12 protein-coding genes are annotated in these 19,258 nt (G+C 72.0%); 3 read left to right on the top strand and 9 right to left on the bottom strand.

Annotated features, from left to right (window positions below; all coding sequences use genetic code 11):
• Window positions 1–84: 84 nt before the first annotated feature.
• Window positions 85–1,446: a ribosome biogenesis GTPase Der gene (gene der, locus G569_RS55955; protein ID WP_037502975.1), complete on the bottom strand. Its 1,362-nt coding sequence runs from the start codon at window positions 1,444–1,446 to the stop codon at window positions 85–87.
• Window positions 1,443–2,072 carry a (d)CMP kinase gene (cmk, locus tag G569_RS0141000; protein WP_028067703.1) on the bottom strand — a complete coding sequence of 210 codons (630 nt, stop codon included), beginning with the start codon at window positions 2,070–2,072 and terminating at the stop codon, window positions 1,443–1,445. The genes der and cmk overlap by 4 nt, the downstream gene beginning before the upstream one ends.
• 59 nt (window positions 2,073–2,131) lie before the next feature.
• Here cmk and G569_RS60145 point away from each other — a divergent pair, with 59 nt between their 5' ends.
• From G569_RS60145 to G569_RS63480, 3 genes are all read left to right on the top strand, one after another.
• A complete protein-coding gene (locus tag G569_RS60145) occupies window positions 2,132–3,301 on the top strand; it encodes a sigma-70 family RNA polymerase sigma factor (protein ID WP_084286283.1) in 1,170 nt (389 codons plus the stop codon).
• A 70-nt stretch (window positions 3,302–3,371) separates the two neighbouring features.
• On the top strand, window positions 3,372–3,935 hold the full coding sequence (locus tag G569_RS60140; RefSeq protein WP_157592658.1) for a hypothetical protein: 564 nt from the start codon (window positions 3,372–3,374) through the stop codon (window positions 3,933–3,935).
• A gap of 85 nt (window positions 3,936–4,020) precedes the next feature.
• Window positions 4,021–5,022 carry a hypothetical protein gene (locus G569_RS63480; RefSeq protein ID WP_028067701.1) on the top strand — a complete coding sequence of 334 codons (1,002 nt, stop codon included), beginning with the start codon at window positions 4,021–4,023 and terminating at the stop codon, window positions 5,020–5,022.
• Here the strand turns inward: G569_RS63480 and G569_RS0140980 are convergent.
• Genes G569_RS0140980 through G569_RS0140950 form a run of 7 tightly spaced genes read right to left on the bottom strand, consistent with a single transcriptional unit; the run spans window position 5,006 to window position 19,173 of the window.
• Window positions 5,006–7,582: a S8 family serine peptidase gene (locus G569_RS0140980; protein WP_028067700.1), complete on the bottom strand. Its 2,577-nt coding sequence runs from the start codon at window positions 7,580–7,582 to the stop codon at window positions 5,006–5,008. The genes G569_RS63480 and G569_RS0140980 overlap by 17 nt on opposite strands.
• Window positions 7,579–9,372 (bottom strand): copper resistance CopC/CopD family protein, encoded by a 1,794-nt coding sequence (locus G569_RS0140975; protein ID WP_157592657.1) that lies wholly within the window; start codon window positions 9,370–9,372, stop codon window positions 7,579–7,581. Before G569_RS0140975 ends, G569_RS0140980 begins: the two co-directional genes overlap by 4 nt.
• Before the next feature lie 5 nt (window positions 9,373–9,377).
• A complete protein-coding gene (locus G569_RS0140970; protein ID WP_157592656.1) occupies window positions 9,378–9,881 on the bottom strand; it encodes a hypothetical protein in 504 nt (167 codons plus the stop codon).
• Window positions 9,882–9,890: 9 nt separating this feature from the next.
• Window positions 9,891–10,856: a multicopper oxidase domain-containing protein gene (locus tag G569_RS0140965; protein WP_028067697.1), complete on the bottom strand. Its 966-nt coding sequence runs from the start codon at window positions 10,854–10,856 to the stop codon at window positions 9,891–9,893.
• A gap of 15 nt (window positions 10,857–10,871) precedes the next feature.
• Window positions 10,872–12,890 (bottom strand): multicopper oxidase domain-containing protein, encoded by a 2,019-nt coding sequence (locus G569_RS60135; RefSeq protein ID WP_169542366.1) that lies wholly within the window; start codon window positions 12,888–12,890, stop codon window positions 10,872–10,874.
• Between the two features lie 5 nt (window positions 12,891–12,895).
• The gene (locus tag G569_RS55935) at window positions 12,896–14,260 is read right to left on the bottom strand and encodes a multicopper oxidase domain-containing protein (RefSeq protein WP_169542365.1); all 1,365 of its coding nucleotides are present in this window, start codon (window positions 14,258–14,260) and stop codon (window positions 12,896–12,898) included.
• A gap of 20 nt (window positions 14,261–14,280) precedes the next feature.
• A complete protein-coding gene (locus G569_RS0140950; RefSeq protein ID WP_028067696.1) occupies window positions 14,281–19,173 on the bottom strand; it encodes a hypothetical protein in 4,893 nt (1,630 codons plus the stop codon).
• Between the last annotated feature and the right edge of the window lie 85 nt (window positions 19,174–19,258).

The following is a 19,258-nucleotide window of genomic DNA, read 5'->3' as shown; positions in this document are numbered from 1 at the left end:
CGTCGTTGCTTGTCTTCGCGCGTGCGTGAACGCGAGGCGCAAAGCCGAAGGGTGAAAGCCTAGCGGCTTTCCGTGGTTCGCTTGTTAGGACGTTCGTTCAGTCCGCGAGCGGTTCTTGCGCTCGACGAAATCGATGATCACGGGCACGCCTTCCAGCCCGTACCGCTCGCGCAGGCGGTTCTCCACGAAATAGGCGTAATCGCGGGTCACCCGCTGGCGCGAGTTGACCTGGATCGCGAACCGCGGCGGGTTCTCGCCGATCTGGGTGATGTAGAGCATCTTCAGCCGGTGGCCCTGCTTGGCCGGGGGCTGGCGCTGCTGGATGACCTCGGCGAGGAACTTGTTCAGCTCCGGCGTCGGGATCCGGTGGCGGGCGCGCTCGGCGATGCTCAGCGCCTCGGTCAACAGCCGCGCGATGTGACGGCCGGTCTTGGCGCTCGCGGTCAGGACCTTCGGGCGCAGGCGCAGCTTGCCGTTGACGCGGGCGCGCTCGGCGTCGAGCTCCGCCGCGCCGACGCCGCCGCCCGGGCCGAGCGGGTCGCCGTCGCCGCCGGTCACGTCCCACTTGTTGAGCACGATCGCGGTCGCGCAGCCCGACTTCATCGCGAGCTCGGCGATCCGCAGGTCCTGCGCCGTGACGCCGTCCTGCGCGTCGCAGACGACGAGCGCGACGTCGGCGCGCTCGGCCGCCCGTTGCGAGCGCAGCGTCGTGTAGTACTCGACGGACTCGGTGACCTTCGCCTGGCGGCGGATGCCGGCCGTGTCGACCAGCACGAGCTTGCGGCCCTCGACCTCGATCTTGGTGTCGATCGCGTCGCGGGTCGTGCCGGCGACGTCTGAGACGATCACCCGCTCGTAACCCAGGAAAGCGTTGACGAGGCTGGACTTGCCGACGTTCGGACGCCCGATCACCGCGAGACGGACGACCTCGTCCTCGTCGTCGGGGATCTCGTCGTCCTCGGGCAGCAGCTCGACGAGGCGGTCGAGCAGGTCGCCCGTGCCCAGGCCCTGGGCGGCGGAGACCGCGATCGGCTCCCCCAGCCCGAGCTGGTGGAAGTCGTGGACGAGCATCAGGTCGTTGGGCGAGTCGATCTTGTTGGCCGCGACCACGATCGGCACGTCGCCGCGGCGCAGGATCTCGGCGATCTCCGCGTCGCCGGGGCGCATCCCGGCCCGCGCGTCGACCACGAACAGCGCGACCTGCGCGTCGGCCAGTGCGGCCCGCGCCTGGTCCTGGATCGAGACCGCCAGCGGATCCTCGTCCTCTAGGTCCACGCCGCCCGTGTCGATCAGCGTGAAGCTGCGCCCGTTCCAGTCGGTCGCGAGCTCCTTGCGGTCGCGCGTGATGCCCGGCCGCTCGTGTACGACCGCCTCGCGCGACTGCGTGAGGCGGTTGACGAGGCTCGACTTGCCGACGTTGGGATAGCCGACGACCGCGACCTTCATGCCTCGATCTCCTTGGCCTCGACGGCGAGCGTCACGACCTGGTCGATGACCTGCTCCAGCGTCAGGCCGGTGGTGTCGACGGGGGTCGAGTCCTTGGGCGCCTCGAGCGTCGAGCGATCCGCGGTCTGGTCGCGCTCGTCGCGCTCGCGCTGCGCCTTGAGCACCTCTTCGACCGCCTGGCCGAGGTCCTTCGCGCGGCGCCGCGCGCGTTCCTCGGGATCGGCGGTGAGGAAGACCTTGACCGCGGCGTCGGGCGCGACGACCGTGCCGATGTCGCGGCCCTCGGCGACCCAGTCGCCGGTGGCGACGATCTCCTGCTGCTTGCGCACGAGCGCCTTGCGCACGGCGAGGTCGGCGGCGACGCGCGACGCGGCCTCCGAGGCCTCGGCGGTGCGGATCGCGTCGGTGACGTCGCGCCCGTCGAGCAGCACTTGGTGGTCGTGCAGCTCGATCTTCACGCGCGCGGCGACGTCGCCGGGCGCGGTGGCGGTGTCGGACGCGGCGGCGAGCCCCACGCAGCGATACATCGCCCCCGTGTCCAGGTACGTGTAGCCGAGCCGCTCGGCGACGGCGCGCGCGACAGTGGACTTTCCGGCCCCGGCGGGACCGTCGATGGCGATGACCATGAGCGATCACGATAGATGAGGGCGCGTAACCTTCCGGACGGGGTAGGCGTCTAGTGGATATGAGCCGTACGTCCGCGGTGCTCCTGCGCAGCCAGTCCGACGAGCGCTTGGTCGCGCTCATCCGCGCGGGCCATGAGCGTGCCTTCGAGACGCTCGTGCGCCGCTATCGCCGCCCGCTGCTGTCCGCGTGTCGCCGCATGGTCGACGACGGCCGCGCCGAGGACGTGCTGCAGCAGGCGCTGCTCGCCGCGTGGCGTGCGCTGCGACGCGGCGACGACGTGCACGACGCGCGGGCGTGGCTGTTCCGGATCGTGCGCAACGCGGCGATCAGCCACCGCCGCCGCGCCGGCCACGCGGGGGCGGAGCTGGTCGACACGCTGAGCGTGGCCGCGAGCCCGGAGGAGGAGGCCGAGCGGCGCGAGGTCGTCCAGGAGACGCTCGAGACGATTGCCGGGCTGCCGCCACGCCAGCGCGAGGCGCTCCTGCGGATCGCGGTTCAAGGCATGAGTCAGGACGAGGTGGCCGAGGAGCTCGGCGTGTCGCGGGTGGCCGTGCGTCAGCTCGTGCACCGCGCCCGTTCCTCGCTGCGCTCTGCGGCGACCGCACTCGCGCCGCTGCCGCTGGTCACGTGGGCCGCGGGCGCGGGCGGCGGCGAGTCGATGAGCGTGCGGATCGCGGGGCTCGTCACGGGCGCGGGCGGGGCGGGCGCCGCGGCGACGTTCGCCAAGGCCGGCGCGGTCGCGGGCGTGGCGGCGACGGTGGTCAGCGCGCCGGCGCTCGTCTCGCGCGATCCGCGGCCGGCACATGCGACCGCGCCGGTGGTCCAACATCAGCAGCCGGAGCCGACGACCACGGCGATGACGCGCAGGCCGCGCCCGGCGAAGGCCACGGCCACGCCCACGTCGACCGCGCCCCCGGTGCTCGCCGCTCGCACGACGAAACCGCAGGCGCCGGCCGCCCCGCGCCGCCGGGCCGCGCCGACGCCGACACCGACACCCACCGTGACACCGCGGCCGCGCCGGACCGCTGAACCCACGCGGGCCGAGCGCGAACACGACGACGACTCCGAACGCCGGGAAGCGTCGCCGACGGCGACCGCCGACCAGGACGAGACGCTGGTGCAGATCGGCGAGGCCGAACCCGAGGACGCCCGCCAATCGGGGTCGGATGGTGGCAACGACGGCGACAAGCCCGAGGCCGAGCGTGAGAACGACGGCGAGGCGGACTGAGATCCGATCGTCACGCAGCGCGCCCTGGGGCGTCTGCATAGGTATGAGACGTATCAGGACCATTGCAGGATTGGCAGCGACGGCACTCGTGCTCGCCGGATCGCTGTTGCTCGCCGGCGCGGCTTCCGCTTCCGGTGACCGCAATCGCGACCGGATCCCCGACCGGTGGGAGCGCCAGCACCATCTGTCGCTCAAGGTCAACCAGGCCAGGCGCGATCAGGACGGCGACGGGCTGAACAACCGCGGCGAGTGGAAGGCCAAGCTCGATCCGCGCGACGACGACACCGATGACGACGGCATCGAGGACGGCGACGAGAATGCCGGGACGGTCACGTCCTTGACGGGCGATGTCCTGACGATCGCGCTCGCAAAAGGCGGAACGCTCGTGGCCAAGGTGACGGCCGACACCGAGATCGAGTGCGACGACGCGACGGCAAAGCCGTCGAGCGACGGTCCCGGAGATGACGACGAGGGCGACGACGACGGCGAGCACGGTGACGGAGACCACGAGGACCACGGCGACGACAGCTGCGGCCCTGAGGCCCTCACCGCCGGCCGCGCGGTCGAGGAGGCCGAGCTGAAGACGCGCGGCGGCGAGGCCGTGTGGGAGAAGATCGAGCTGGGCGCTCGATGACAATTGATGACCGCGCGTTGTCGGATCTGAACCCGCGTGGGACGGTGTCCACACGCGCCGCACGCCGGTCATCTTCGTCGTTCTGATGTTCCTGACGCTCGCGTCGCCCGCCCCGGGCGACGCGGCGGCTCAGCCGTGCGCGCGCTCGGCCGCAACGCCGCAGCGCGTGGCGCACGGCGACGACTTCGAATTCGTCCACGCCGCCGCGTCCGCGATGTACTGCCCCAACGACGTCTTCGTCCAGATCACGGCGTGCGTGCAGCGCCAGGACGCGACGGGCTGGACCGACGTCGGCTGCCTCACGAGCGAGAGGACGTACGTGAGCATCCACACGCCGGGAGGGCGCGGCGTGGGCTTCAGCTTCGACGTCCCGTGCGTCTCAGGAGACATGCGCACCCACGTCACCGGGGGCGAGGGGTTGGACCCCGCCGAGTGGGACTCGCCGACGGCGAGGATCGCTTGCCTCGGCACGGGGCCTCTGCCGACCCCGACCCCGTCGCCTGCGCCGACGCCCAGCCCGTCGCCTGCGCCGACACCCGTCCCCTCGCCCGACCCGACCCCCAGCCCGTCGCCTGCGCCGACACCCGTCCCCTCGCCCGACCCGACGCCTGCGCCGACCGCCGTCCCCTCGCCCGAACCGACCGCGAGCGTGACCCCCAGCGCCACGCCGGTTCCCCTCGCGCACGTGGAGGAGCCCAACGGCGGGCTGGACGCGCCGGCGAACGTCGCGCCCGGTCATCCGGCGGGCGGCCTGGCTCCGGCTCCCGCGCCCGATCGCCGTTCCCCGCGGCTCGCGGTCGCGCGCCGGTACATCGCGGCCGGCGGCGTGGTCCGCCTCCGGCTCGGCCCGGCGGACGAGGACCTCACGGGCGCGCTGCGTCTCGTCGCCGCCGGCCATACCGCGCGTGCCTCCTTCCGGATCGCCGCCGGCGCCACGACGCTGGTGCGCGTCGTGCTCCCGCGCGCGGCTCGCTCGGCGCTGCGGCGCCACGGCCGCCTGCACGCGTGGGTCACGCTCCGGCTCGCCGACGCCGCCGGGCGCCGCTACGTGCAGGCCACGCGGATCACGCTCACGACCGCACGGTGAGGGTGACGGTGGCGCGATGGACCAGGCTGCCGCTCGTGCCGGTGATGGTCAGCGTGGACGTCCCGCGCGTCGCCGTCCGCGTCGTGCGGACCGTGAGCGTCGACGATCCCGGTGCCTGGAGGGGCGTGGGGACGAAGCTCGCCGTCACCCCGGAGGGCAGGCCGGTGACGGAGAGCGCGACGGACCCCGCGAAGCCGCCGGCCGACGACACTGCGATCGTGATGGACGTGTTCTGGCCGGCGACGACGCTTGCCGAGGCCGGCGTCGCGGTCACGCCGAAGTCCATCACGATCAGCGTCGCCCCCACCGTGTGAGTGAGCGCGCCGCTCGTGCCGGTGACGATCAGCGGATAGGTCCCAGGCGCCAGCGTCGCCGCCGTCGTGACCTTCAGTTGCGAGGTGCCGGAGCCCGAGAGGCTCGCGGGCGTGAACGTCCACGTCGCCTGGGTGGCGCCGAGCCCGGACAGCGAGAGCGCGACATTCGAGGAGAAGCCGTTCTTGGCCCCCACCGAGACGGTGTACGTGACCGCCGTCCCCGGCGTTGTCGAGCGCGAGGACGGTGTCGCCGTCAGGGAGAAGTCCGGCACGACGAGCGACACGGCTGCCGTGTGCGTCACCGCGCCACCGGTCGCGGTGATCGTGAGCGGGTACACGCCCGGGGCCAGCGTCGCGGACGTCGTCACGGTCAACTGCGCCGCCCCGGAGCCGCCGGCGATCGTGGCGCTCGGGGCGAAGCTCCAGCTGCCCTGGGCCGCTGTCAGACCTGAGAGTGACAGGGCCACGTCCGCCTGGAAGCCGCCGACCGCCGCGGTGGAAACGGTGTACGTGACGCTCCCGCCCGCCGCGGTCCGCTGTGAGGACGGGCTCGCCGCCAATGAGAAGCCCGGCGGCTCCGGCACGACCAGCGACGTGCGCGTCGAGCGAGTGCTCGTCCCGCTCGTGCCGGTGATCGTGAGCGGGTAGGTGCCCGGCGCGAGCGACGCGGCGGTGGTGATCGTCAGCTGCGACGACCCTTCGCCGCCCGGCACCGCACTCGGCGTGAACGCCCAGGTCGCCTGGCCCGGGGACAGCCCGGCGAGCGAGAGCGCGACGTCCCCCGAGAAGCCGTTGCGCGCGTGGACATCGAGCCCGAAGGAGACCGAGCCCCCGGCCGGCGTCGTGACCGACGGCGGCGTCGCTTCCACGGTGAAGTCCGGCGCGGCGAGCAGCCACCCGTACGACCCGGAGGCGTCCAGGCGCCCGGCCCCATAGTCGTTGTCCGGGCCGGTGGCGCCGAGGTCCACCGCCCCGCTGCGCAGCGCGATCGACTGCCGCTCGGCGTCGAGGCCTCCGAAGGCGCTCAGCAGGAGGGCGAGCGCGCCCGCCGCGTGCGGCGCCGCGATCGACGTGCCGCTCACCGTCGTGTACAGACCGTACAGGTCCGTCGTGCGCACACCCACGCCCGGCGCGGTCAGGCTCGGGTAGGTGGCCTGCCCGCAGGCGGACGGGCCGCGGCTCGAGCCTGGGTCGATCCCGTCCGCCGCGTCCGTGCCGCCGACGGCGAACGCCTCGGGATTGTCGGCGGGGCTCAGCCCGCTTGCGGGCGCCGGGCCGCCGTTGCCCGCCGCGAAGACCGGCAGGATGCCCGCGGCCTGGAGGCTGCGCAGGTCGAGCTGGAACGCAAGGTTGCACGCGGTGCCTGACATCGTCCACGAGTCGTTGACGACGTCCGGCGCGTCGTCGGTCGCCGGGTTGCCGTCCGGGTCCAGCAGCCACTGGAAGCCCGCGTGGATCCCGGCGGTGGTCGCGGCCCCGTGGTCGTTGAAGATCTTCACCGCGATCCAGCGCGCGTCCGGCGCGACGCCGACCGCGGTCCCGCCGCTGTCGCCGCCGACGATCGTCCCCATCGTCCATGTCCCGTGCCCGCTGACGTCGGTCGGCGTCGTCGGATGCTCGCCGTTGGGGTCGTACCAGCTGTTCGTGCCCCCACGCCAGCGTGCGGCGAGGTCCGGATGGGTCGCGTCGACGCCGGTGTCCATCGTCGCGACGACGACCCCCTGTCCGCGATAGCCGAGGTTCCACAGCGCCGGGGCACCGACCCGCGCGACGTTCCATTCGGGTGGTCCGGCCGCGAGCGGCGCCGCAGGCGCCTGGACCGTCGCGTTGGGCCGGATCTCGGCCACTTCAGGCAGCGCGGCGAGCTCGGTGATCACGTCAGGGTCGGCGATCACGTGGATGCCGTTGAAGATCCAGAACGGGCGGATGCGCGCGACCCGTCCCTGAAGCCGGCGGATCACCAACAGCGCCAGCAGCCGCCGCTGGTCGGTGTCGGCGAGGCTGCGGAGCGCGCTCAGGATCCCCGCGCGGCGGATGCTGGGCGTGGCACCGGCCTGCACGGGTAGGGCGGCCTGTCTGCGGAGCACGACGATGGCATCGATCCGGTCATCCGCCGACGCGCGCTGCAGCTGCGTCTGGACGGCGGCGTCGATGCGCGCCGCGGCCTGCGCCCGTGGCGCGGCGACGGCGCCGATCAGTGACACCGCGGCGAGCACGGCCGTGGCGAGGCGGAAGGTGCGGGTCATGAGGCCTCCTTGCCGAGTGGCTCGATCAGCGGGGAACGCGCACGGCCGCCGCGCGCACGGCGCAGCCCGACGGCCGCCGCCCCGGCGCCGGCGACCAGGAGCGCCAGCAGAGCGGCGGCACGATCGAACAGCGGCGCGAGCGGGCGCGCCGAGTAGGTCACCGGGCGGGCCGGGTCCGGCGCCGCCACGGTCCAGCCGAACGGCACCGTGACGCGGCGTGTTCCGCGGGCGATGACCGCCGTCATCCGCCAGCGGCCGTCCGTGTCCAGCTCGGCGCCGCCGGCGAAGCGCCCTTGCCCGAGCGCGGCGAGCGCGACGTCGCGCGCACGGCCGCCTGGCGGCGTGAGCCGGAGCTCCACACCTGTGACCGGCGCCGGCGGCGGTCGCCGCGAGCTGACGGCGAGGACGCTGAAGACGTTCGGCCCGGCGCGGTTGGGCCGCGCGGTCGCCGTGACGAGCAGATCGCCGGCCTGACGGGCGAGCGTCGGCGCGACCACCGGACGCGGGGCGGCGAATTCCGGGCCCTTCGCGGGCGGCGAGGCCGTCAGGACGGCGGCCGCGAGCAGCGCGCCCGCTCCGGCACCCGCCTCGACGCGCAGCACCCGCGGCAGCGCACCCCGCCGCAGGGCGCGCGCGTTCGCGAGCCCCAGACCGGCCGCCGTGACGACCAGCAGGCTCTTGGCGATCAACGTGTGTCCGTAATCGGTCGTGAGCAACGCGTCGACGGAGGCGACCTGGGCACCCGCCGCCAGTAGACCGGTGACCGCGAGTACGACGATGCTCAGGCCGGCGGCGCGCGAGAACGGCCCGCGGCAGGCGCGCGCCAGCGCCCCCGCCTCGCCGCGCGCGGCGGCGAGCGCCATGCCGAACGCGACGACGCCTCCCATCCACGCGCCGGCGGCGAGGATGTGCGCACTCGCCACGGCGACCTGGAGCCCAGGTCGGGACGCCGCCGCGGCATGCCCGGACAGCGCCCGGATCGCCGCCAGCGTGACGACGAGCACGGTGGTGAGCAGGGCGACGGCGCGCGACCCGCGCGGCGCACGCAGCCACAGCGCCGCTCCCGCGAGTGCGAAAAGCACCGCTTCGCGCCCGAGCCAGAGCGCGCCCCAGCGCGTGGCCAGCACGTCCGCCACGGTCGCGCCGCGCCCGGCGATGGTGCCGACGCGCCCCATCTGCCGCGCGAGCAGGAGCAGGCCGATCAGCGCGCCGGCGCCGGCGGCGATGCCGGCGCCCGCGAGCAGGCGCCGCTGCGCTCGCTCCGCCGCCGCCGGCGCCCGCGACCGAACGCGCGCCAGCAGGGCCGACATCGCGAGCGTCCCGATCAGGCCGACCAACAGCGCCAGGTCCAGCGACCGCAGTGCCGCCTCGAGGGCGGCCGGCGCCGTTCCCGCGCTGGCGGCGCGGGCGGCGAGCGGCCGCGCTCGGACCCCGAACGCCAGCGCGCCGCCGGTCACGTGTCCGTCGTCGTCGGCCAGCACCTCCCAGACGACCTGGTAGGACCCCCGGGGCAGAGCCGGGACGTGCACGGTCAACCCGCGTGCGGCATCGGTCGTCACGCGGGTTCTGGCGACCGGCCGCCCGCGGTCATCGATCACCCGCACGACGCGGAAGCGAGGCGAGATCGCTTCGCTGAAACGCAGGCGAATCTCGCGCGGCGCCCGCGCCAGGCTGGAGCCGTCCGCCGGGGTCGAGCGCACGAGCGCGGCATGAGCGCCCGCGTCAGGCGCGAGCGCGGCGAAGGCGAAGGCGAAGGCGAGGACGGCGAGGAACGGACCGCGGCGCGGCATCGACGTCACCGCACCCGAACGTGGGCGACGCGCGCCGCCCCGAGCTGGACGGTGACCCGGCTTCCGCGCCGCACGAGACCGCCGGGGTTGTCGAACACGAGGTAGTAGGACTGGGCGGGGTGCAACGGGCCCTTGTGGCTGTGGCCCATCAGCAGCCCGTTGACCAGCACCCCCGTCCGTTCGTCGACGAGTTGGGGCGGCGTGGCCGCGTCATGGAGCGCTGCCGCGGCGTTCGCGTCGAGCACCTGGTAGCGCAGGTCGACCAGCCCGCCCGCGCCCGAGACCGCGACGCGCACGATCCGGACGCCGCTGCGCTGCTCGAAGGCCGCCGGCGAGAGCAGCGGCGCGGCGACGACGGCCGATCGCGGCTCCGGTGCCGATGCCACTCCGGAACCACGCGTCAGCTCGTACACGGCGAGCGCGGCCAGCATCGCCAGCGCGCCCGCCGCCGCCCCCAGCACCTGAGCGCGCGTCGCGCGCGATCGAGTGGCCGAGGTACGTCCTGACATGCCGCCGGCTCACGGGGACTGGATGAAGGTCATCATGCCGCCCGGCGCGGCGCCCGGGGGCGATCCGTTTCCGAGGTGCAGCTGGCGGTTGTACAGCGGGAACCCGTGCGTCAACCCCGACGACGCCGCCGGCACCGTCGCGACCACGTCCTCGGTCGCCCCCGCAGGGATCGTCTCGGCATGGGCGTCGAATGGGTTGGCGAGGACGTTCGCGTCCCTGGCGATCACGCGCTCGTCCATGCCCAGCAGCACCATCGTGGTGTTGTCGTGCCCGGCGTTGAGGTAGCGGAGCAGCACCTTCTGACCGGCGGTCGCGTGGATCGGGTCGGTGTCCGGATACGCCTTGCCGTTGATGAGCCAGTACGTGGGGAGGAAGCTGCGCATGTCGAACCCGTCCGGGTCGTCGTTGAACGCCGGATCGATGGCGCTCAACACGAGCCGGGCCTCGACGTCGTACGCGCTGGAGGCCGTGTCGTAGGCCCGCCCGGCGGTGGCGGAGCGGACGGTGAGCGCGCCGTAGAGCCCCATCGCCGTCTGGCGCTCGCCGCCGCCGGCGCTCTCGTAGAGGTACGTGCCGGGCGCGCCGGCCGTGAAGGTGCGCGTGACCGTGCTCCCGACCGGAGCGTCCGTCGGGCCGGGATCGAAGGTCAGGCCCGGAGCCTCGATCGAGATCGTGTGGCCTGGCGGCAGCGCGTTGGTGACGTTCAGCGTCACCACGTCGTTCTCGTCCACGCTGAGGGCCGGCCCCGGGATCGTCGCGGTGCCGGCCACGTCGCTGCAGTCGGCGGCAGCGCCCTTGTGGACGAAGCCCCAGACTCCGACGGCGAGGTTGCCGGGCAGCGTCACGGTGCCGGTCGTCGCGCAGAGGTCGATCGTCTGGTTCGCCGGCGTCGCGACGCTCACCCCGCCGGCGAGCAACGCCACGGTGCACACGAAGAGGACCTGCGGGACCCGCCTGTACGCTCGCTTGCGCATCGGTGCCTCTCCTCCTTACGGCGCGTCGTAGACGAGCTGCATGACATTGCCCCAGGTCGAGAACGGCGTGGGGTTGGACGCCGTCCATCTCTGCGCATGCAGGAGCACGCGCACCTGGCCCTTGTAGGACCCGGTGCCGATGTAGGCGCTGGTCGAGCCGGACAAGGTCCACGTCGTCGGCGCCGGGTCCTCCACGGAACCGACGCTCCGGGGCTGCGCCGGCGGCGGTGGCAGCGTGACCCAGCCGCTCGAGGTCGCGGTCGAGCAGCCGGTCGCGCCGGCGATCGTCCAGTTGCAGATCTTCAGCGTCTGCTGCGGGAGGTTGCTCGTCAGGGCCGTGCAGGCCGTCCCCGTCGTGGTGGCGCAGTTCTTGCCCCTGAAGCTCAGCTTCAGGTTCTGCGCTCCCGCCGGGAGACCGGAGAACCCCGCGTACCAATCGTCGGCCAGGGCGGTGATGACCGCCCCGGCGGCGTGGGTGGCAGCGGCGGTGCCGAGCTGGCCGCGCAGGACGGTCCACGTCGTCGTCCCCTGGCCGCCCGTCACCTGCAGGACCTCGTTGTCGATGCGCACGTAGTAGGTGCCCGCCGCCGGGAAGCCCGAAGCCGAGGCCACGGTGACCTGCGTCTGCGCCGCGGTCGTCGCCGTCGGGCGCGTCGTCGTCTTCGGGTTGACCTGGTAGTAGTTCGTGTCATCGACAGCCATGTCGGTCACCGTGCCGCTCTTGAGCACGCCGCCGACCAGTGACGTCGAGCTCGGGAAGGCCGAGCACCCGCCACGCGGGTCGACGCGCAGGAGCGTCGCCATGCCGCCGAACCCCTCGTCGAAGTTGGCGAACTCGTTCAGCGCGTGGCTATGCCACGGGAAGTACCACTCGCCGCAGATGTTCTGCGACACGAAGCCCGTGGGAAGGGTGCCCTTGTGCCCGAGGTACGCGCTGCCGCTGAAGAACGTGTTGCCGTCCTTGAAGGTGAGGTTGCGATAGTCGATGGCGGCGACCCCGTTCGGGAACTGTCGGGTCGTGGCGTCCCAGAAATCCTGGTCGGCCCAGGTCAGCAGATAGTCCTCGGTCTGCCCGGAGCCGATCGTCTCGCCGAAGTGCTCCGAGGAGGCGCCGGCGGCGAACGGCCGGCCGTCCTGCGCGATCTGGCGCAGGTGGTTGCCGTGCGGGTGATACGGATGGTTCAGCTCACCCACGTTGATCATCCGGATCAGCGCCGGCAGCCGGTTCGCGGGTGACGTCGACGTGCACCCGGGCGGATTCAGCGGATCGCTCGCGCTCGCCGGGTTGCAGTACGGTTGGACGCGGACGAGCGCGCCGTACGGCTGGTTCGGCAGCCACGAGACGCCGTTGTCCTGGACGGTGTCCGGGAACTCCCGCCCGTTCACATTGAAATAGCGGTTGTGCAGCGCGTTGAAGTCATACGTGCCGCCGGTCTCGACCGCATGGTGCAGATCGGGGTCGAGCTCGTTGAGCATGATCAGGAACTCGTGGCCCGGGTCGAACTGCGTCGAGGAATCGCCGTAGGCCTGATCCGCGTGGCCGGCCGGGCGCACCACGAGCGCGCCGTAGAGGCCCATCTCGAGCTGCTTGGAGGGGTCCGTGCCGCTCTCGTACAGATACGTGCCGGGCCGCCCGGCGGTGAACGCGTAGGTGACATCGCCTCCGGGTGCTGCCTCGCGCGTGAACAGGCCGGCGCTGCCGCCGATCGCCGTCACCCCGTCCTGGCCCGGGAATACGATCGAGGCGCTCTCGGGCAGGGCGTTGTGCAGGTGGATCGTGACCGTATCGCCCTGATTGACGCACAGCACCGGACCGGGGGTCTGAAAGTCTCCGGCGGCGGGCGCGTATCCCCACATGAAGACGCTGTTGCCGTCCGGGGTCGCGATGTCACCCGCGTCCGCCACGAGGTCGAACGTGGGGCCGCCGGCGCTGCAGACCATGCCGATGCTCGGCGCCGCGTGCGCCACCGACGCGCCCGCGAGCAGCGCCGCGAGCCCGAGGAGAAGGCCGAATCGTCCAGTTCGCTTGCTCATCGTCATCACCGGACGTAGGTCAGGTTGGGTGAGATCCGTCCCGCTGAGTCCGGCGCGGGCGCCGGGAGCGCGCTGGCGGGCGCGTACACGCGCACCTCGGTCGCCATCCCGCCGACGCCGGCCGCGGCCCCGTTGGCGCCGCCCGCCCCGGGAGCGCCGTCGTTGGCGAGCCTGCGGTAGTCCCGGTTGCGGAAGAAGTAGCGGTTGTAGGTGCCCCAGGTGTCGGTGAACGCCGGCGCCGAGGCGCTATAGGCCGGTGCCGTGAACAAGACGTCGCGCGCCTCGCCCGGCCCGAGATAGAGCGTGTTGGTGCTGACCCGCCGGTCGCCGTAGGTGACACCGAGGCTCGTGCCCGCACCGAGGAACGTGGCGTCCTGGCCGATCACCCGCAGCGGGATGCCCGGCAGCTCCATCGCGTGCTGGAGGTATCCCAGGTTGGCCAGCCGCAGCAGCACGCGCTCGCCCGGGTTGACCTGGATCAGGGCCGAGGTCGGCTGGCTCGCCTCGTCGTCGCCGTTGTTGGCGTTGAGGGTCAGGATCCGCAGGTTCGCCGGCAGCGACGGGTCGTCGTTGGGCAGCACGGTCTGCGGGTAGCAGCGGCCGTTGAGCGTGAACCACTGTGGGTCGTAGTCGGTGGCGATGCTCTCCTGGATGTCCCGATCGCCGTCGTGGTAGTGGTTCCAGAGTTCGTTGAGCAGGATCGCGAAGTGGCGGTCGTACGCCGTCGAGGCGTCGCCGTAGGCCCAGTTCGGGTGTCCCGCCGGGCGCACGAAGACGATCGAGGTCATGCCCATCTGGACGTGCTCGACGTCCTCGAAATGGCAGTGGTACATGTACGTGCCCGCGTTGTGGGGCCGGTAGAAGTAGGTGAACTGGCGGCTGATCGGGACCGCGACGGAGACCTCCGGGACGCCGTCGAACAGGGCGGTCGGCGTGCGGAAGCCGTGCCAATGCAGCGTGTGCGAGTCGGTGAGGTCCGGCCGCTGGACCAGGCCGAGGTTGGTCACCTTCGTGTACACGTCCGTGCCCTCGGTCGTGTCCAGGATCGGCGCGATGTGCTGCGCGCGGCCCTTGAAGTCGCGCTCGAGGTCCCCGACCGACTCGTCGGTCACCGGGATGAAGCCGAAGATGTAGAGCGGATCGTCCTCGCGGCCCGGCACCGTCATGTACCCGTCGGTCGCCGCGAGCAGGATGTTGCCGCCGGTGAGGACGATGTGATCGCGAGCGCTCACGGCCGCGACCTGCGCCGCAGCCTCCCCGGCTCCGCGGGTGGCGGCGAGCACGCCGCCGCCCACGGCCACTGTGGCGGCTCCGAGGCCCGCCGCCTTGAAGAACTGGCGGCGGGTCGACCCGTGCGTGAATCCGTCCATGGTCTGCTCCTCCATGTCGCTCACCCCAGCGTCGGCCGCTCGTCGGCGCCGAGGTCCCAGGGGGTTCGCGTGCGCAGGGTCCGCAGCTGCGGACGCAGCTGACCGTCGATGTCGGTGCCGAGGTTCGGCGCCTCGATCGCGCCCGCGGAGCACGCGCCCAGCGGGTTGGCCGGCGGCGGAACCGCGGTGTCCGAGCAATGCACGCCCCGGTCCACCGCACCCGAGGTCTGGTTGGAGGCCAGCGCCGGTTGCAGGTGGTAGTCACCGGGCAGCCCGACCGGTGGGTCGGCGCCGGTGAGCGTCACCGCCGCCACCTGCGGATCCAGGCGCGACCCGGTCACGGTGAGCTCGAGCAACACCGGCGCGACGAACGCCGGATCGACGCCCGTGACGTTCCCGTTCTGCGCGACGTTGGTCGGGAACCCGACCACCGGTGCGCCGCCGCCCGGGATCGTGACCAGCGAGCCGTCGCCGGCGAGCTGATCGCCGTTGGTCATCAGCGAGTAGCGCGGTGCGAACCGGTCACTCGCGTTCAGCGTGCCGTGCACCTCGAAGTCCAGGAACCCCTGGTCGACGAGCGCGGCACCCGGCCCCGGCTGGGACAGCGTGAACGCCTGGTTGTTCCAGAAGATGTTGTTGAACAGGGCGACCGGGCGGGAGAACCGCGGTCCGCCCGGAATCGTGGCCTGGAACAGTGGGTCGTTGGCCTCGGAGGCCAGGCCCGCGGAGTGGCGGTTGCCGTCGGAGTTCTCCGAGGACGCCGTCGAGACATTGTTCGCGACCGTGTTGTTGACGATCGCGACGTTCGTGCTGTCATCGAGCATCACCGCGCCGCCGATATCGGCCGCCCCGTTGGCGACGATCATGTTCGTGCGGATGTTGATCCGGGCGGTCTGGGCGTTCATCACGAACATGCCGCCGCCGTCGTCTCCGGAGTAGTTGCTCTGGATCCGGTTGCGGTCGACGTCGACGGATCCCGAGCCGGTGCCCAGCGTGGGCGGCTGCCCGTTGACGCCGATCGGCGTCTCCTCGGAGATCGCGATGCCCGCGCCGGAGTCGACCGCCTCGTTGTAGTAGATCTGGTTGTCGTGGATCGACCCGCCGGGGCTCCTGCCCCAGTGGGAGATGCCCGCGCCGTACTCGACGCCGAAGTTGGAGCAGATGGTGCTGTTGGCGACCTCGTAGTTGTTCGAGCTTCGGAAGATCCCGAGCCCGCCGGAGCGTGTCAGCCCTCCGTTGCCCATCACGCGGTCGTAGAGGACCTTCACGTTCGTGTTGTTCGTGTCGTAGTAGGGCTGGCCGATGCCGATGCCACCGCCGAAGACGCCGCCGTTGTGCTCGAGCACGTCGTTGGTCACCTGGAGGTTGCTCGCCGCGGCCTGCAGCTGGATCCCGCCCGCGCCCTCGCCGTGTCCGTTGAAGAGGCCGATGCCGTCGATCCGGGCCGCTCCGAGGCCGCTGGGATAGGCCGGGGCCGCCGCGCTGGCGGCGACGGTGAGGGCGGCGCCCTGGAGCACCGGGTGCGCCGTGTTGACCCCGGTCATCGTCCCGGCCGCGGTCAGCGCGCTGCTCCAGCTGGCCTGGTTGTCCTGGAAGAAGGCACCGTTGATCGACGAGCCGTTGACCAGGAAGCGCGGATCCTCGGCCGGCGGCCCGCCGGGCTCGACGGTGCCGACCGTCCCCCCGACGCCAAGGCCCTGCAGTTTCAGCGGCTTCCACATCAGCACGTTCTCGCGGTACGTGCCCTCTCCGAGCACGACCAGGCTGTTCGCCGGCGCGGCGTTGATCGCGGTCTGCAGCTGCGTGCCGTTGGCCGTCGGCGGTGCGACCTTGACGACCGGCGGGTCGTAGCCGGATCCGAGCACGTGGACCGTGATGCCGTTGGGCGTCGTGAGCGCGCTGTCACCGCCCTGCTTGCGGATCAGCAGTTGCCGTGGACCAGCCTGGAACAACAGCGCCTGCACCGCCGGCACCTGCAGCACGATCGTCGTGTCGTTCCAGCTGACGATCCCACCCTGGTTGAGGTTGGCCAGCTGGGCGGCGCTCGCGAGCCCGGTGAACGTCCGCGACTGGAGCACGCCGCGCGAGTCGGTGAGCGTGATCTGTCCGGCGTTGCCACCGGTTCCGATCGTCCCGAAGTTGACCCCGTGAAGCGTGATCCGCCGGTTGGCCGCCGTCGCGTCACTCGAGCGCACGAACGGGCCCTGCTCGCCGAGCGCGCGGCCCGGCTTGTCGACCTGCAGCAACTCGGGCGTACCCGTCGCCAGTTCGCAGCCCGTGCCCGAGATCGGGTCCAGCGGCGTGTCGAGCTGATCGGTCTGCCCGGGCCACACGTCCCAGGCCGACGACGCCGTCAGGTAGTTCGGGTCGTAGTTGGGGTTCGGATGATCCTTGTCGCCGGGGTCGTTGACGACGACGACGTACATGCCGGGACACGGGCCCTGCGGGATCGGGCAGTTGAACGTCTCCGTCGAGGGCAGCAGCGCCTCGTAGGAGCCGTTCTCGCTCGTGTCGACGGTCGTGAGCAGCCGCCAGTTGTAGTCGCGGATACCGATCGGGAGGTTGGCCAGCGGGCGCGGCTCGCCATACCAGATGGAGTGCTTGTCGGTGTCGAAGTAGATGTCGTCGCTGACCAGGCCCACGATCCGCCCGGGCTCGGCCACGTCCTTGCCGTTGGGGAAGTTCGTCTGCATGAAGAAGTCGGCGTTGACGTTCTGGTTGTTCTGCAGCACGATCAGGCGCTTGTCGCACAGCGGCCGGTCCTGCCCGTCGTAGGGGCTTCCGCGCGGCATGACGTCAGGGTCGATGTGCACCGTGTGCAGATCCCCGGCACACGGCGGCGGCGGGATCGCGGGCACGTACTGCGCGCCGAGGTCGACGTTGACGTCCTCCTCGCGCACGATGTGGTAGAGCGGACGGCCGTTCGCGTCCGCCGGCATCACGACGTGCGTGACGTACGTCCCGGCCACGAGCTCCTGCGGCCCTTGGCCGTCGTGGCAGACGGTGTCGCCGTTTTCATCGAAGTGGTCGAACCCGCCGCGGGCCACCGGGCAGTAGTCGGCGAAGGCGTAGCCGCCGTCGAAGGCGCCGTCCTTGGTCTCGTTGCCCGTCAGTGGAACCTCGAGGCAGTGCGGCCCGACCAGCGGGTTCAGCTCGCCGCCGAGGTCGGCGCCGAGCGAGTCCAGCACGTCGCAGGACTGCCCGTCGCCGTCCGACGGGTGATGCCAGTGATCGGTGACGTACTCGTTGAGCACGGTGCCGTCCTCGGCCTCCAGGCGCACGGTGACGTCCGGAATCCCAGGCTCGTAGTTCTCGTGCGCCTGGAAGCGCGCGTCGAACTCGTTGCGGGTCGTCGCGAAGTAGGTGATGCCGACGATCTGGCCCGGTTTGCCGGCGTCGTAGGGCTGCTTGCCCCAGTCGACCGTGGCGCGATGGCCCTCGGTGATCAGCTGGTTGGTCAGCAGTGCGCCCCCGAGGTCGGTCGGCACGTGGTGGACGATGTTCGGGTCGTACTCGTCGTGGACGAACGCGCCCGGGAGCGCCGAGAAGCGCGCGAAGCCCTGCTCGCCGATGAACCACTTGCCGAGCGGGCCGCCCTCCGCCGTCGGGTACTCGTAGTGTCCGGTGCTGTCGGTGAACGTCTCCTCCTTGATCGAGCCGTCACGCCAGCGCTGGTCGAGGTCGGTGTTGCCGATGCCTCGCTCACCGGGGTCGCGCTGCCCGTTCTTGTTCGTGTCCAGGAACACGTCGCCGTCCAGCCAGCCGAACCAGCGCGAGACGCCGAGCTCGCCGACGTCGACCTGCTCCCCGGCGGCGACGGTCACCGGGAGGAAGCGGATGATGTAGCTGAGCTGCTCGTCCCAGACCGCCATGTTGTAGGTGCCGGGCGGCACGCCGGACACGGTGAAGTTGCCGTCCCCGTCGCCCCGGCCGACGTACACCGTGCGATCGGTCGCGCTGTCGCTCAGCGCGATGTAGGGATCGCGGACGGGCTCGGACGGGTCCGGGACCAGGACGTCGAACGGCGGCCAGCCGACCCAGTTGAGCGCCCGACCGGAGATCGCGCCGGTGCCCGAGCTCTCGAAGCCCATCGAGGAGCAGACGAAGCCGAACCAGTACGCGGTGCGGCGGTTGGGCGGCTCCCACAGCTGTTCGCCGGGGGCGCCGGTGCCGTCGCTGCCCTCCTCCACGCCGGCCTGCAGGCCCAGTCCGCCGTCGATGGTCGTCGTCTGCGTCCAGCGGCTGTTCGGGTTGTGGCTGTCACACGGCGTGTCGGGCGGGGTCACGTAGATGAAGTACGTGGCGGGCCCGAGGTTGTCGATCTGCACGAACCCGTCGTCCTCGGTGAGGCAGGTGCCACCGCACAGCGGGTGATTGAAGTAGTCGACGCTGACCTGTGAGTTGGTCTGCTCCTCGAGCGTGACATGGAAGCCTCGGAGGCCGCCTTCCTCGGTGTCCGGGGCGCCGTTGGTCCAGGCGTTGTCGGCGAACACGAAGACGCGGATCTTGCCGAGCGGCAGCGGCGTCTTGCGCAGCGCCACCGTGACGTCCGTCGTCGCCGGGTTGCTCGCCGGGATCGTCACATGCCTGCCCCACAGCTTGTGGTCCGGCGAGCGGACGCTGATCAGGTAGCGGCCGGGTGCGAGGTCAGGTGTCGTGGCACTGGCCTGGTCCCCTTCGGCGACGATCGGGCTGTTGCTCTCGGTCGGGGCGACGCCGGTGCGATCGAGCACGGCTGCGGCGTGCGGGTCGGTCGCGTTGTCGACGTTGACCAGATACGTGAACTGGCCCAGCCCCGCGCCGCCGGGGTATTCCTGCGCATGCAACGTGATCCGCGACCCGAGCGCGGTCGCCGGCGCGAGCAGCGCCACCATCAGCACCAACACCGGGATGCACAGGGCACCGCGGACCATCGACCGGCCGTGTTGCATGGTCGCCCTCCGTGGGATGAGCGGGACCGGCCATTCATCTCAGATCGGTGGCTGAGGAATCCACCTT

Source organism: Solirubrobacter soli DSM 22325 (assembly GCF_000423665.1).
Lineage (GTDB): Bacteria > Actinomycetota > Thermoleophilia > Solirubrobacterales > Solirubrobacteraceae > Solirubrobacter > Solirubrobacter soli.
The sequence above is the reverse complement of the archived record's forward strand: the minus strand, read 5'-3'. Positions and strand labels throughout refer to the sequence as shown.